Genomic DNA, 15049 nt, shown 5'->3' on the forward strand with positions numbered 1-15049 from the left:
CAAGATGGCCACCGGTGGTGGACACGGTATCGATCGTCTCCGACCGCAGTTCCTCCGCAAGCTGCTTGAGCTGCTCGACCGAGAGGTTGCGCATGTCGTGCGGCCACTGCACCCGGTCAAGCTGGGCGTAGCGCCCAAGGGTCGGAATCGCGGGTTTGGTCTGATCCATGATGTTCGCGTCCATTGTTCTGTGTCGGCCCTTGCCCATATGGGAGGAACCGACCCGGTTTTCGGTTAGGCCCCACGCCCCGGCAAGGGGCCGGGCGGGGCTGCCCCGGCGGCGATGAATGGCGGCTCATGGCAAACAGACCATGGCGACCTTAGCGTAATCGCGATGTGTTACTCCGGTTAGGCGTGCAAATACAGTCTCTAATTCCCTGACTGTTGTTAATTGGCAACACTGAAGGCAATAGCAATTGAATACAGGATGGTTTCTGTCCTATACCCTCGCGAAAGGCTTCATGTGTCGTACAAGTTCGCATTCTCGGCATGCTCTGTGTGCACGGCTGAGTGATGTTGGGCTTGTTTTCTTGTAGGTGGATGTGTCCATAGTCCGACCTACCAGACTTGAAATATGAGACCGGCGGTTGGGCCGGTGCAGGAGCAGAGGTTTCATGGCCGTTCCTATTATGCAGGCAGTCCGCGTCGGCGCCTATGTTGTCAAGCAGCATGTCACGCGGCGTAAACGTTATCCGCTCGTGCTTATGCTCGAGCCCTTGTTCCGCTGTAACCTGGCATGCGCCGGTTGCGGCAAGATCGACTACCCCGCGCAGATCCTGAACCAGCGCCTGAGCGTGCAGGAATGCCTTGATGCGGATACCGAGGCCGGTGCGCCCGTTATTGCCGTGGCTGGCGGCGAGCCCCTGCTGCACAAGGAAATGCCCGAGATCATCCGCGGGCTGATCGCGCGCAAGAAGTACGTATATCTGTGCACGAACGCCCTCCTTCTTGAAAAGAAGATGGACGATTACGAGCCGAATCCGTTCTTCTCGTGGGATGTGCACCTTGATGGCGACCCGCAGATGCACGATGCCTCCGTCTGCCAGGACGGGGTGTACGAGCGCGCCGTGGCCGCGATCAAGAAGGCGAAGGCGCGCGGCTTCCGCGTGTCGATCAACTGCACCCTGTTCGATGGGGCCGACCCCAAGCGCATCGCCACCTTCTTTGATGAAGTGATGGCCATGGGCGTGGACGGCATCATGACCGCGCCGGGTTATGCCTATGAGCGTGCGCCCGATCAGGAGCACTTCCTCAACCGGCAGAAGACCAAGCAGCTGTTCCGCGACATCTTCCGCCTGGGCAAGGGCAAGAAGTGGCGCTTCACGCAGTCGCCGCTGTTCCTCAACTTCCTGGCGGGCAACGAGCAGTATCACTGCACGCCGTGGGGCAAGCCGCTGCGCAACCCGTTTGGCTGGCAGCGCCCGTGCTACCTGCTGGGTGAAGGTTACGCCAAGAGCTTCAACGAGCTCATGACCGATACCGACTGGGATGCCTACGGCACCGGCAATTACGAAAAATGCGCCGACTGCATGGTCCATTCGGGCTACGAGTCGACTGCTGTGATGGATGCGGTGCGCCGCCCGTGGCACATCGCCAAGGTTGCGCTGTTCGGTCCCGAGACGGAAAAGCCGATGGCGCCGGAAATCTCGCTCGACCACCAGCGCCCGGCTGAATACGTGTTTACCCAGCACGTCGATGCCAAGATGGCCGAGCTTGCCGCCCGCAAGAAGCCTGCGGCCCCGCCGCGCGTGAAGAAGGTCGCGACCCCGGCCGAGACGGCGGACGCAGCCGACTGATTACGCATTCCGGCATCACATCGACCGGATGGTTAAGGGAAGGCGGGGCATATGCTCCGCCTTTTCTTTTGCGCGCGGGTTGGGGGCAAAATATGCCCGCCGGGCTGAATATGCTGTAAGAGCGTGGGATCATGCTTGTTTCCCTGATTGTCATATTGTGCCTCGTTCTGCTCAACGGGCTTTTTGCCATGGGCGAACTGGCGCTGATTTCCGCCCGCCGGGCGCGGCTTGCCATTCTTGCGCGTGATGGCACCAAGGGGGCGGACCGCGCACTGAAACTGGCGGGCGACCCGCAGAGCTTTCTGCCCACCGTCCAGATCGGCATGACGCTGGTCTCGATTCTCGAGGGCACGTTTGGCGGCAACAGCATCGAGGCCGGTGTCAGCCGGTGGCTTTCGCACATAGCGGCCCTGCGCTCGATTGCCGATGAACTGGCCATGTTCCTCGTGGTCAGCGCCATTACGGCGGTCATGCTGGTGCTGGGCGAACTGGTGCCCAAGCAGATCGCGCTGCGCCAGCCTGAACTCATTGCCGCCCGCCTGTCGCTGCTGCTGGAGTGGATGGCCTGGTTCACGCGCCCCATCGTGTGGCTGCTTGGCCGCTCATCGGAGCTGGTGCTCAGGCTGATGGGCATTGGCAATGCGATTCGCCAGTCGGTCTCGGTGGAGGAACTGCGCGCCTATATTGCCGAGGGTGCCCAGGCGGGCGTGCTGGAGCAGGAGGAGCGCGACATGATCGAGCGCCTGCTGCGCCTGGCCGAGCGCCCGGTCCGCGCCATCATGACGCCACGCACCGAACTGTGCTGGGTGGAACGCCATGTGCCGCGTGCGCAACTGCTGCAGGTGCTGCGCTCGACTACCTATTCGCGCATCGTGGTGTGCGAAGGCGGGGTGGACAATCCCGTGGGCGTGATCCTAGCCAAGGACATGCTTGATCGGTTCCTTGATGGCAAGAGCCCCTCGGTCGAGATCGGGCTGCGCCACCCCATCTCGGTGCCTGACACGCTCTCCGCCTTTGACATGCTCGAGCGCATGCGGGCCTCACCGCTGGGCATGGCGCTGGTGCTTGATGAATATGGTTCGTTCGAGGGGATCGTGACCTCATCCGACCTGTTTGGCGCGATCGTGGGCGAGCAGCACGAACCGGGCAATACCCCGCCACAGCGCCTGGCGCATGACGATGTGCTCGTGCTCGATGGCGCCATGCCCGCTGATGAGGTCAAGGACCGCCTCGGCCTGTCCGACCTGCCAGCCGAGGGCAGCTACCACACGCTGGCGGGGCTTGTGCTGGCCCTGCTGCGCCGCGTGCCCGCGAAGGGGGACAAGGTCGTATTCTCGGGCTGGCTGTTCGAGGTGCTGGAAATGGAAGGCCGCCGCGTGGTGCGCGTGCAGGCCAGCCGCCAGCTTCTGGCCGAGAACTGAAGCGGCCAGCCGGAACGTAAGGAAGTTTTTGGTAAGGCTTTAGGCTTCAAAAAGAACGCCGCCTTTTAAAAAAGGCGGCGCCCAAAATTCTCATCTTAATGGATTGTATGGCCCGCATGGCCGGCCATGGCCATCTCGGCCCCGAAGCCGGGCCATTCATTGCGGCCCATCGCCTCGAGCGAGGGGGCGGCAACACCGAGCCTGTCGGCATAGATCCACAGATAGGTAAAGGCCCGGCGCACATAGTCGCGCGTCTCGCCATTGGGCAGGCTCTCGATATAGAGCAGCGGGTCTTCATCCTCGTCCATCGTCGCACTCCGGCGCGAGATGGCCGAGGGACCGGCGTTATAGCTGGCCAGCATGCGGATCATGTCGCCGCCCGCGGGCACATGCGTGCTCCCCGCCTGGGTGGAAAGCTGGGCAAGGTAGAGCACGTAGCGCTGCCCTATGTCGAGGTTGGTGGCGGGGTCGTGCAGGTCGGCGGGGCGGCGGGTGAAGCGGTCCTTGTCATGCACCACAAAACCGGCGGTAACCGGCATGACCTGCATCAGCCCATGCGCCCCGGAGCCGGAAACGGCATTGCTGTCGAAATTGGATTCCAGCCGGGTCAGCGCATAGACGAGTGCCGGGTCCATGCGGAAGCCATGCTCGGGCTGGAGCGGCGGCAGCGGGAAGCGGGCGGCGTGGGTACTGTGCTCGCTCTCGTTCGTGTCGATCAGCATGAGCATCTGCGATGCCAGGTCCTTAAGCCCCATGGCATCAGCCACCATCTGGGTGGAATGGCACAGGGCGGCGTCGTTCTGGATGTCGGGCCACAGCCGTCGCAGCGCGGCCTCCGCCCGCTCGCGCTCGCCCACCTGCATCAGGGCAAACGCCCTGCGCCCGGCAGGGGTCGCGGCGACCGCCTCGATATCGATTTCACCCAGGACCGGGCTGCCCGCATGGATGGTCTGCTGGGCTGCCGCAAGCGTCATGTCGGCATCGGTGCTGATGGTATCGGGCGTGTGGGCCGACCGGTTGGCCGGTGAGGCCCGCAGGCCCAGAATCTGTGAGGCCAGCAGGCCATAGAAAGTATGTGGCGCCGCCGCCGCCCGGTGCAGCCAAGGGCGATAGGCTGCCACATCGCCTGTCGCCTGGTGCGCGCGGGCCGCCCAGTAGGCCGCCCCCGCGCGGATGCTGCCTGGCGTCAGGCTGGCGCGCGATGCGGCCTCGAACAGGGGCTCGGCAATGTCGGCGCGGCCCTGCCGCCAGGCGGCCAGGCCGGCCACGTAGCCCGCAAGCCCGAGCCGTTGGCCGGATTTTTCAAACGCAGCGCGTGCAATTGACATGGCAAGCCGGTTTGCGCCGCTGCTGAACAGCGTCATGGCAATTTCGGCATGCAGATGGGCGGCATACAGGTCGTTCATGCCCGGTGTGATGGCAATCAGGTGCAGGGCGCTGCGCGCGCCCTTTACGCCCTGGGCCGCGCGCTCGCGCACGGTGCGGTCGAGCATGCTGTTGCGCGTGAACACCCGCAGCGAGGGGTCATCCTCCTCCGGCAGGTGGATGTGCTGCGGCGGGCGGCTGCTGTCCAGCATGTCATGCGCGGGGGCGGGGGGGAGTGGGCCTCCACGCACTGTCGCGGGCATGGCGGCCAGCATGGAATAGATGGCCGGTGAATCCGCAAGGCCCGAGAACGTGCGCAGCCACAGCCGGAGCTGCCCCGCATTGGGGTGATAGGCCGGGTTGAGGTAGCGGGCTGCCAGGATGTCGCCCAGCAGGGTGTCATCATGGATGGAAGCGGTCTCGCGGATGGCGGCATCGAATTTGCCATCGGCCTGCAGGCGGAACACCCGGCGGATGTGGCTGACATCCTCGGGCGAGAGCGGGCGTGGCATCCCGGCGTTACCATGCGCGTGCAGGCGTGGAAGGGCGAGCGCCGTTTCCTCGTTATGGTCGCCATGGCTGGCTGGATCATCGTCCAGCCGGCCGGGCGCCACTGTTTGGGCACGCAACGGCGCGAACGCCGCTCCTGCCAGAAATGCGGCGCCAGCCAGAAAGGCTGCCACCGCGTGATGGGGGGTATTGATTGTCCCTCGCATGGCGAAGCGGATGTAAGCCGTGCGCGCGGGGAAAGCAATAGCTAACGCATTTCGTGGCGGTAAATAAGTTTTCAGAACAGAATGGGGGAACTTATGTAAACGCCGTAAAACTTATGCGCAAACAGCAATGAATAGCTAATTTCCGCAGGCTAATATGCCGGAATGATTATGTTAATACCCTTTATGATTTCAAGGGCATGTTTCCGATTGTTTCGCGTATGAGCAGCATGTCCTTCCACGCATCGCGCCGTGCCGTGGCGCTGGCGCGCAACTGGAAGGGATGGCGCATGCAAAGGGCTGGCAGCGTGGTGGCGGGGGTGCCATCTGGGCCGGTGGGCAGGGTGATGTCGCGCCACCGCCCGCGCATGCGCGCGGCCGTGGTGTCCTGCCCCGTGATGAGGGAGACGGCGAGGTTGCCAAGCAGCACCACCCGCCCCGGCCGCGCGAGCACGATGGCGCGCTGGATAAAGGGCAGGCAGATCCGCGCCTCCGCCACCGAAGGCGGCCTGCCGCCGGGCGGCCGCCACGGAATGATGGGGGCGGCGAGCAGGTCGGCGCGGTCAATGCCGATGCTGGCGAACATGGTCGCGACCAGCGCGCCGCCTTCCCCCGCGAAGGGATGGCCGCTGCGGTCCTCATCCGCGTCCGGCGCCTCGCCAATCAGCATCAGCGGGGCCTGTTCGGGGCCTTCCACGCACACGCTATGGGTGGCGGTGGCCCGCAGCCCGCAGGGCTCGAAGCCGTTTATGGCCGCGCGCAGCGCGGGCAGCGTATCGGCCGCCGCCGCCGCCGCGTGGGCGGCTGCGACCGCCTCGTCAATCAGCGTGGCGCGCGAGGGCGGCGGGGGCGGGCGGGGCCTGCGGGCGGGTTTTGGGTGTCCATTCCCCGCATCTGGCTGTATGGGGAGGGGCTGTGCAGAAGGGGCAGGGTTGTGCTGCGGCGTGGGAAGCGCGAGCCTGTCATGCGGGGCGGGGTCCAGCGCGTCATCCGCGCCCCACTCTACATAAAGGCGTAACAGGGACAGGGAATCAGTCATCGGATGGATATATCCCGCACGGGCACGGGCCATGCAGCCGCGCGCCGTCCTGCCTCCCCGCTCAGGGTTTGGCAGCGGACGCCGCACGCGATAGATTCTGGCGTCATGCTCTTACCTCGTCTGTCACGCATGGTCGTGGCCTCCCTTGTTGTACCGCTCCTTGCCGGGATTCCCAACCGTGAAATGCGGGCCGCCCCGCCGGTTGACCCCATCATCGAGGCGGGCAGGCAGGATCTGGCCACCAACCTGCTCGTGGGCAACGTGGCCGCGGCCGAGGGCGACAATGCCGAGGCTGCGCGGGCCTATGGCGTGGCGGCAGGGCTTGCGCCCACCTTCCGGCTGTTTGGCGAGCGGGCGTTTTTCTACAGCATCCTTGCAGGCAGCCCGCAGGCGGCAGCCCTTGCCCATGCGCAGCCCCCCGGCGTGATGCCCGAACTGATCATGGGCAATGCTGCAGCCCTTGCGGGGCAGTGGGATGAGGCGGTGACGCATTACCAGAACGCGCCGGCCGACCAGATCATGGGCCTGCTGCGCCCACTGCTGCGCGCCTGGGCGCTGCAGGGCGCGGGCAAGACGGACGAGGCCCTCGCCGCCCTTGCGCCAGCCGAGGTCGATGCCCGGCTGGGCGGCTACTATACCCTGCACTCGGCCCTGATCGCCCAGCTTGGCGGCATGCAGATGCGTGCCGATACGCTGTTCCGGCAGGCGGCGGAAAAGGGCAGTGGCGACCTGTTCACCACAATCGTCATGGCGCGCTGGCTCGTCACCCAGGGGCAGGAGGCGGCGGCGCGCGACCTGATCAACCAGCGCATCGCGGCCATGCCGGTGCTGGAAACGGCGCGCGGCAACATCATGGCCATGCTCCAGCACCCGGTGGTGAGCCACGCGACTCAGGGCCTGGCGCAGGCTTACGGGCTGGTGGCGCTGCTGATCGACCAGCAGCTTTATGCCCATGAGGGTGCGGATGAAGACCGCGCGGCGGGCGATGCCGCGATGGAAATCGGCACCCTGCGCGGCACCGAGCAGATGATGCTGCGCATGGCGCTTACCCTTGACCCCGCGGATTCGGAGGCACGGCTGCTGCTCTCCTCCATGCTGCATGCCCGCAAGCAGGACCGCCAGGCGCGCGCCGCCTTTGATGGCGCCCCGGCCAGTGACCCGCTGCTGCCCGTCTACCGCGCCGAGCAGGCCGATCTTGACGTGGTGCTGGGCCACAAGGAGCAGGCGGCGCAGGAACTGCGCGACCTGCTGCGCCAGTCCCCCGATAACCGCACGTTGTGGAGCAGCCTTGGCGATGCCCTGCTCGACCAGCAGAAATGGCCCGAAGCCCTTGATGCCTACCAGCATGCCACCGCACTCACCCCCCACCGGCTGGAAGGCGATGACTGGCGGCTGCTGTTTGGCCAGGCCATAGCGCAGGAGCGCCAGAACCACTGGCCGCAGGCGCGGGTGCTGTTGCAGCATGCCCTCCAGCTTGCGCCCAACGAGGCGGAACTGCTGAACTACCTTGGCTATTCCATGGTCGAGCACGGCGAGAACCCGGCTCTGGCCGAATCTTACCTGCGCCGCGCGCTCGCACTTGCCCCGTCTGATAACCAGATCCGCGACAGCGTGGGCTGGGTGCTCATGCGGCTGGGCCACGTAGCGGAGGGCCTGCCGCTGCTCGAGCAGTCGGTGGAGCAGATGCCGCAGGACCCGGCCATCAACTACCACCTTGGCGTGGCCTACTGGATGGCGGGCCGCAGGCTGGAGGCGGTCAATGAATGGCAGAACGCCATCCAGTTCCAGCCCGACCCGATGGATCGCCGCAAGATCACGGCGGCGCTGGACTATGCCCATGCCTGGCAGGCCCACAGGCCCATGGCCCTGCCCGCCGACCTCAAGCCGGTGGCAATGCCGCCTTCCTCTCCTTCCCAGCCAAATGGAACCCGTCACTGATGTCGTCGCTGCACGAACTGGCTCATGCCAAGATCAACCTGTACCTGCATGTCACGGGGCGACGGCAGGCGGATGGCTATCACCTGCTTGACAGCCTTGCCGTATTCGCAGGCGCTGCGGATCGGCTGGACCTGACAACGGGCAGCGGGCGCGGCGGCCATGTGGCGCTTGACATCAAGGGCCGGTTTTCCGCCGGGCTGGGCGGCGAGGACTGTGCCGATAACCTGATCGTGCGCGCAGGGGCGATCCTGCGCGAACAGATTGGCGCGGATGCCGCGCGTGCCCTGCCGGATGTCGCGATCACGCTGCACAAGGAACTGCCCGTGGCCTCGGGCATTGGCGGTGGCTCGGCTGATGCGGCTGCGGCCCTGCGGCTGCTGCTGCGGGTGTGGAATCTTGACCTGCCACGCGCAACACTCATGGCGCTGGCCACGCGGCTTGGCGCGGATGTGCCGGTCTGCCTCGATCAGTGTGCGGCGCGCATGGAGGGAATCGGTGAGGAACTCTCACCCGCGCCCCATCTCCCGCCCTGTGGCATGATGCTGGTCAATTGCGGGCAGAGCGTCTCCACCCCGCAGGTGTTCAGGGCCCGCGCGCCGGTCTTTACCCCCCGCGCCACGCTGCCGCCCGCCTGGGCCACGCTGGCCGATATGGTGCGCGACCTTGATGCCCAGACCAATGACCTGCAGGAGGCCGCCTGCGCCATCTGCCCGGAAATCGTGACCGTGCTCGATGCCCTGCGGGCCGCACCCGGCTGCCGCCTTGCACGCATGAGTGGCTCGGGCGCCACGTGCTTTGCCCTGTTCGACAGCCCCGAGGTCGCCCGTGCGGCGCAGGCCGTCGTGCAGCAGGCTGGTGCGCACTGGTGGGTGTGGGCGGGTGATCTGTGCCGCAGCACGACTGAGGCACGCACGTCCATTCCCGCCTGAGCGGGAAGGGCGTTTTACAGATAAAAGTTTTTGGGTGCCGCCTTTTTGCAAAAAGGCGGCGTTCCTTGAAGCTTTTTGAAAAAAGCTTCACCAGAAACTTTTGTCTTGTTTCAGTTTTTCTTGTGGCGCAGGGCCAGCAGCACGATGCCCATCAGCCCCGTTACGGTGGCAAACTGGGCGTGGCGGCTGGTCAGCAGGAACGGCATGGCCTTGCGCGTGACCATGTCAAACCGGCCATGGGCGGCATAGGCGCCGGGCACGGTTTCATACAGGTCATCGGGCTCATTGCCAGCCACCGGGGTTTTTTCCAGCTGCTTCGCGTAGCCCTTGCCCGACAGCCAGCGGTCCGACAGGCCGGGCAGGAAGGTGGACAGCGCCCAGTTGTACACGCCCGACAGGCCAACCCAGATATCACGCTCGCGCCCGAAGGCGGCGCGGCAGATGGCCTCGGCGGCGATTTCAGGCTCATAGACCGGCCCCATCGGCTTGAGGCGCTTGCCGGTGTGGTTGCGTGTCCATGAAAAGCGCGGCGTGTTGATGGCGGGCAGGTGCACCAGCGCGATATGGATGCGGTCGCCATCATGCAGGATTTCAGGCCGGATGCTCTCGGAGAAGGCGCGCACGGCGGCACGCGCCCCGTTTTCCACCGCCTGCAGCGGCGGCGGCCGCAGGCTGGCCAGCCGGTCGAGGTTGACGATGGTGCCATGCCCACGACGGCGCATGCGCGTCAGGGCCGCGCGCGTGCCGTTGACGGTGCCAAGATAGGTGACCTCGGTCGCGCGGCGGATCTCATCGGCCTCAAGGGCTGCGACCTGCCCGGTTACGGTCGCACCCGCGCAGTTGATCCACAGCGTGATGGGGCCGAGCTTTTCCTCTATTTCCTCGGCTGCCTGTTCCACTGCCGCCGCATCGGCCACGTCGGCGCAGACGATATGGGTGCGCACGGTGAGTTCGCGCAGTTCGGCGGCGGCGTCATTGAGCCGGTCGCGGTTGCGGCCCAGCAGGGCGACATCGCACCCGGCCCGGGCCAGTGTGCGGGCCGTGGCGCGGCCGATTCCCGCGCCCGCTCCGGTAATGACGGCAACCTGCTGCGGCATGAATGATGCTCCCACCCGTTGGTAACAAGAACCGCGCGGGCAACGCCGCGCGGGCTGAAAATCACGATCGGCACCCTATCACGGCCTGCGGCGGGCGAACACCATCACGCGGGCAGGGGTGCCCCTCAGATGTATTTCAGCGCCACGATGCCACCCACCAGCACGACGGCAAACAGCCCGGCCACCAGCGGCAGGCGCTGCTCGATAAAGCCCTGGATCGGCGCGCCATAGCGGCGCAGCAGGGCTGCAAGCAGGAAGAAGCGCGCGCCGCGTGTTGCCGCGCAGGCCAGCAGGAACGGCACCAGCGACAGATGCGCGGCCCCACTGGCAATGGTGACGAATTTGAACGGGATGGGCGTCAGCCCCTTGATGAGGATGATCCACACCCCCCATTCGCGGAAGCGGTCCTGCAGGGTCTGCAATGTGTGTTCGGCATGATAGAAATGCACGATTGGCATGGCCGCGTATTCCAGCAGGAACGAGCCGATGCACCAGCCCAGCACCGCCCCCGCCACGGAGGCCGCGGTGCAGATGGCGGCCAGCCGGAAGGCCCGCTCGCGCTGTGTCAGCACCATGGGCAGCAGCATGATGTCGGGCGGCAGCGGAAAGACGCTGGCCTCGGCAAAAGCGAGCACTGCCAGCCAGATAACGGCATGCCGGCTGGCGGCGAGGGCAGTGACGCGGGCATACAGACGATCAAGCATTATCGGGCAATGCCATCAACCGCCTGCTTGCGGCAAGAAATTATTGCGCGCTGGTCACGCGTGGCTCGCACGTCACGGGAAAGCGTACCGAGCGCGCGATGCAGCTGCGCATGGCGGCATCATGGTGCAGGTCGATCACCTGCTGCACGTCATGCGCGGTGGAAAGCGCGGCGTGGGGCCGCAGGATCACCTGCGTGAAGGAAAATGACCCGTCCTCGAACTCCTCCAGAATGCCCTCGGCATGGTCGGCATAGGACAGGATGCCGATTCCCATCGCCGTGCACAGGTGGATGAACCAGAGCTGGTGATCCGCGCACAGCGCGCCGAGCAGAAGCTTTTCGGGGTTCCATTTCTGGGAGTCGCCGCGAAAGGCGGGGGAGGCCGAGCCGTCAATGACCGGCCGGCCCGTGCAGTGCAGCTCGTAGCTGCGTTGATGATGGGCCTGCCGGGAAGCCCCGTCATGTTCGCCGTTTCCGGTCCAGAGAAGGGAGACCTGATAACGGTGTGTTCTGTCCGGCATCGAGCGCTATATCCTGAATTGTCCGTACTGGAATCGGACCTTAGCAGACAAGTGTGACCGTCACACGTAATCCATGCGGGTGTCGGTTGCCTAGCCGGATATCGCCACCAAGCCCCCAGATAATATTGCGCGAGATGGACAGGCCCAGCCCCGTGCCGCCGGTTTCGCGGTTGCGGCTCTGCTCGGCGCGCACGAAGGGGTCGAACATGCGCTCGAGATCCTCGCTGGGCAGGCCGGGGCCGTCATCCTCGATCAGGATGGTCACGGTCGATTCAGCGTCGTCCTCGCCCGTGCCCTTGTGGGGCGGCAGCAGCACGATCCGCACGCCATCGCCATATTTTATCGCGTTGGTCACGAGGTTGCTCAGCGCGCGCTTGAGCGCCATGGGGCGCGCGCGCACCAGCACGTCGGGCATTTCCGATGAAAATGCGATGTTGTCCGCCGCATCGAGATAGGTCTCGGCGGCTTCATCGGCAATGGTCTGCAGCAGGGCGGTCAGGTTGACCTGCCCCATCGGCTCGCGCTGCGAGGCATCGCGGCCAAAGGCCAGGGTGGCGGCCACCATGGCCTCGAGTTCATCAAGATCGGCCAGCATCTTGGTCCGCATCTCGTCATCCTCGATGAACTCGGCGCGCAGCTTCAGGCGCGTGATCGGCGTACGCAGGTCGTGGCCGATGGCGGTCAGCATCAGTGTGCGGTCGGTCAGGTAGCGGCGGATGCGGTGCGCCATGGTGTTGAAGGCATGGGCGGCGCGCGCCACCTCGCTGGGCCCGTCCTCGGGCATGGGGGGCGCGTTGACGTTGCGGCCAAGCTCCTCGGCGGCGGCGCCGAGCGTGCTGACCGGCGCGATCAGCCTGCGCACGCCCCACAGGATCAGGATGCCACCTGCGAAGGTCATGATGAGGAAGGCGATGGGAAAGGTGGGCGAGCGGAACGGGCTGGGCCGGGGCAGGATGTAATGGATCGTGACCCACCGCCGCTCATCGGGCAGGAGGAAGGCCACCGCCCGCCTGCGCCCCGATGCGGGCGAGATCAGCACCTGCTCGGGGCGCATCGATTGCGGCAGCGGCCCCATGCCGGGGTCATTTTCCGGGCCGAATCCATGCGGGCCGCCGGGGCTGTCGGGGCCAAAGGGGCCACCCGGCCCGTGCGGGCCACCGTGGCTGAAGGGCACCGGCCCCATGTCATCGGGCATGTGGCCGCCGTTCCACTCACCCGGCGGCATGTGGTGCTGGGGGCGGGGCGGCAGCGCCATGGCGTTGATCATGTCCGGCTCGGGGCCGGGGGTCAGCGTGATGTGCACGCTATCAGGCAGGGGCAGGGCCGCAAGCTCGCGGTCACGGTCCGAGGGCGCGGTCTCCACGATGGCGCGGTAATAGGTGAACATCTTGCTGCGCGCGCGCTCATAGATCATGCGCTGGTCAAAATCGAACCGGTCCAGCGCGTGGATGGTCAGCCCGATGATCTGGATGATGCCCAGGCCCCCGATCAGCAGCAGCGTGGTGCGCGCGGCAAGCGACTGCGGCAGGAGGCGCCGCCACAGGCGCGGCCACGCACCCGGCGGCTTTTCCTCAGGTGGTGGCGCGGACAGGAAGGAGGAACCGGAGAGCGGCTGCATGGGGCGGGTCAGCTGCGCTCGACCTCTGCTGCGAGCACGTAGCCCCCGCCGCGCACCGTCTTGATCAGCTGCGCGTTGCGGCCGTTATCTTCAAGCTTGCGGCGCAGGCGGCTGATGGCCACGTCAATGGCGCGATCGAACGGACCGGCCTGCCGCCCGCGCAGCAGGTCGAACAGCATGTCGCGCGTCATGACCCGGTTGGCGCGTTCGAGCAGGGCAAGCAGCAGGTCGTATTCGCCGCCGGTCAGGGGCACTTCCACCCCTTCGGGGTTGTGCAGCCGCCGGCGCCCGGTATCGAGCGACCAGCCCGCAAAGCGCAGCGTGTGCAGCACCGGCACGCTGCGCGGGTCGGGCGTGTCGCTGGCCCGGCGCAGCACGGCGCGGATGCGCGCCAGCAGCTCGCGCGGGTTGAAGGGCTTGGGCACGTAGTCATCCGCGCCGAGTTCAAGGCCGATGATGCGGTCGGTATCATCGCCCATGGCGGTGAGCATCACGATGGGCACGTTGGCCTGCGTGCGCAGCCAGCGCGAGATGTCCAGCCCGCTCTCGCCCGGCAGCATGAGATCGAGGATGACCAGCTGGTAATGCCCTTCCCCCCACCGGCGGCGGGCCTCCTGCCCGTCACGCGCGGTGGTGACGCGCAGTTCGTTGCGTTCGAGGAAGCGTGCCAGCAGGTCACGGATCTCACGGTCATCATCAATGATGAGGATATGCGGCAGCGGGTTCATGCGCTTATCCTACACCATGGCGCAGCGGCCCGCACCCGGTGTTTCACTCCGTTTCAATGCCTGTGACCGCAGCCTTTTCAGGCCAGCCAGGATGGCACGGGCAGGTTTTTGCCGCGCAGGAATTCCGGGTTGAACAGCTTGGACTGGTAGCGCGCCCCCCCATCGCACAGGATGGTGACGATGCGGTGCCCCGGCCCCATGGCGCGGGCCACGCGGATGGCGGCGGCGATGTTGATGCCCGCCGACCCGCCAACCGAAAGCCCTTCATGGATCAGCAGGCTGTAGATCTGCTCCAGCGCCTCGGGGTCGGGGATGCGCACGGCATCATCGAAATGCAGCCCCTCGAGGTTGCCCGTCACGCGGGACTGGCCGATGCCCTCGGTCACGGAAGACCCGCTGACCGAAAGGTCGCCCGACTTCACCCAGCCATACAGGCCCGAGCCTTCGGGGTCGGCCAGCACGATGCGCGGGCGGGCCACGCCGGCCTTGCGGGCTTCATCCTCCAGCCCCAGCGTCACCCCCGCCAGCGTGCCGCCGGTGCCGCATGAACAGGTGAAGGCATCGAGCCTGCCGCCCATCTGCTGCCAGATCTCGGGCGCCGTGGTGTGGCGGTGGCCTTCGCGGTTGGCGGTGTTGTCGAACTGGTTGGCCCACACGCCGCCGGTCTCTTCCGCCAGGCGGCGCGAGACATGCACGTAGTTGCCCGGATCGCGGAAGGGCTTGGCGGGCACGAGGCGCAGGTCGGCGCCGATCATGCGCAGGAAGTCGATCTTCTCGCGGCTCTGGGTCTCGGGCATGACGATGATGGAGCGGTAGCCGCGCGCATTGGCCACGAGGGTGAGGCCAATGCCGGTATTGCCGGCCGTGCCCTCGACAATCGTGCCGCCGGGCCTGAGCGTGCCGCGGCGCTCGGCATCATCGATGATGGCCAGCGCCGCGCGGTCCTTGACCGAGCCGCCGGGGTTCATGAACTCCGCCTTGCCGTAGATCTCGCACCCCGTGATGTCTGACGCATGGCGCAGACGGATCAGCGGCGTATGGCCGATGGCTGCGGGCATATCAGCACTGGGGGAGGAGACGGGATTTGCACTTTCGGCCATAAGGCAGCACCTTCGCTTGATCTGGGTCGTACCATGCGGCACCGCAGGCCGGGGTGGTGGCCATGCAGTGCCTGTTGCATC

13 protein-coding genes are annotated in these 15049 nt (G+C 66.1%); 4 read left to right on the forward strand and 9 right to left on the reverse strand.

Annotation, left to right across the window (positions count from 1 at the left end):
* The coding region (locus tag OQZ28_RS09790) for a 1-deoxy-D-xylulose-5-phosphate synthase N-terminal domain-containing protein (RefSeq protein WP_458136076.1) at positions 1-169 on the reverse strand (169 nt) is incomplete at its 3' end.
* A gap of 445 nt (positions 170-614) precedes the next feature.
* Here OQZ28_RS09790 and hpnH point away from each other — a divergent pair.
* Positions 615-1796 carry an adenosyl-hopene transferase HpnH gene (hpnH, locus tag OQZ28_RS09795; RefSeq protein WP_130732957.1) on the forward strand — a complete coding sequence of 394 codons (1182 nt, stop codon included), beginning with the start codon at positions 615-617 and terminating at the stop codon, positions 1794-1796.
* Positions 1797-1927: 131 nt separating this feature from the next.
* Positions 1928-3217 carry a hemolysin family protein gene (locus OQZ28_RS09800; RefSeq protein WP_130732956.1) on the forward strand — a complete coding sequence of 430 codons (1290 nt, stop codon included), beginning with the start codon at positions 1928-1930 and terminating at the stop codon, positions 3215-3217.
* 95 nt (positions 3218-3312) lie between these two features.
* Here OQZ28_RS09800 and OQZ28_RS09805 read toward each other — a convergent pair whose 3' ends face one another.
* Positions 3313-5298: a lytic transglycosylase domain-containing protein gene (locus OQZ28_RS09805; protein WP_458135989.1), complete on the reverse strand. Its 1986-nt coding sequence runs from the start codon at positions 5296-5298 to the stop codon at positions 3313-3315.
* 181 nt (positions 5299-5479) lie between these two features.
* Positions 5480-6421 carry a uracil-DNA glycosylase gene (locus OQZ28_RS09810; protein ID WP_458135990.1) on the reverse strand — a complete coding sequence of 314 codons (942 nt, stop codon included), beginning with the start codon at positions 6419-6421 and terminating at the stop codon, positions 5480-5482.
* An 18-nt stretch (positions 6422-6439) separates the two neighbouring features.
* On the opposite strand from OQZ28_RS09810, the gene OQZ28_RS09815 reads away from it, so the two are divergent.
* Together OQZ28_RS09815 and OQZ28_RS09820 are read left to right on the forward strand one after the other, a co-directional pair.
* Positions 6440-8272, forward strand: a complete 1833-nt coding sequence (locus tag OQZ28_RS09815; RefSeq protein ID WP_458135991.1) for a tetratricopeptide repeat protein — start codon at positions 6440-6442, stop codon at positions 8270-8272.
* Positions 8272-9201 carry a 4-(cytidine 5'-diphospho)-2-C-methyl-D-erythritol kinase gene (locus tag OQZ28_RS09820; RefSeq protein ID WP_458135992.1) on the forward strand — a complete coding sequence of 310 codons (930 nt, stop codon included), beginning with the start codon at positions 8272-8274 and terminating at the stop codon, positions 9199-9201. Before OQZ28_RS09815 ends, OQZ28_RS09820 begins: the two co-directional genes overlap by 1 nt.
* 110 nt (positions 9202-9311) lie before the next feature.
* On the opposite strand, the gene OQZ28_RS09825 is transcribed toward OQZ28_RS09820, so the two are convergent.
* From OQZ28_RS09825 to OQZ28_RS09850, 6 genes are all read right to left on the reverse strand, one after another.
* Positions 9312-10298: an SDR family oxidoreductase gene (locus tag OQZ28_RS09825; protein WP_458135993.1), complete on the reverse strand. Its 987-nt coding sequence runs from the start codon at positions 10296-10298 to the stop codon at positions 9312-9314.
* 125 nt (positions 10299-10423) lie between these two features.
* Positions 10424-11002, reverse strand: a complete 579-nt coding sequence (locus OQZ28_RS09830) for a YqaA family protein (RefSeq protein ID WP_130730741.1) — start codon at positions 11000-11002, stop codon at positions 10424-10426.
* Positions 11003-11042: 40 nt separating this feature from the next.
* Positions 11043-11522, reverse strand: coding sequence for an OsmC family protein (locus OQZ28_RS09835; RefSeq protein ID WP_110569971.1), 480 nt, complete (start codon positions 11520-11522; stop codon positions 11043-11045).
* Positions 11523-11562: 40 nt separating this feature from the next.
* Positions 11563-13140: an ATP-binding protein gene (locus OQZ28_RS09840; RefSeq protein ID WP_130730740.1), complete on the reverse strand. Its 1578-nt coding sequence runs from the start codon at positions 13138-13140 to the stop codon at positions 11563-11565.
* 8 nt (positions 13141-13148) lie between these two features.
* Positions 13149-13868, reverse strand: coding sequence for a response regulator (locus tag OQZ28_RS09845; protein WP_130730739.1), 720 nt, complete (start codon positions 13866-13868; stop codon positions 13149-13151).
* 77 nt (positions 13869-13945) lie between these two features.
* Positions 13946-14968 carry a cysteine synthase A gene (locus tag OQZ28_RS09850; RefSeq protein ID WP_130730763.1) on the reverse strand — a complete coding sequence of 341 codons (1023 nt, stop codon included), beginning with the start codon at positions 14966-14968 and terminating at the stop codon, positions 13946-13948.
* Between the last annotated feature and the right edge of the window lie 81 nt (positions 14969-15049).

Source organism: Komagataeibacter sp. NFXK3 (assembly GCF_054182245.1).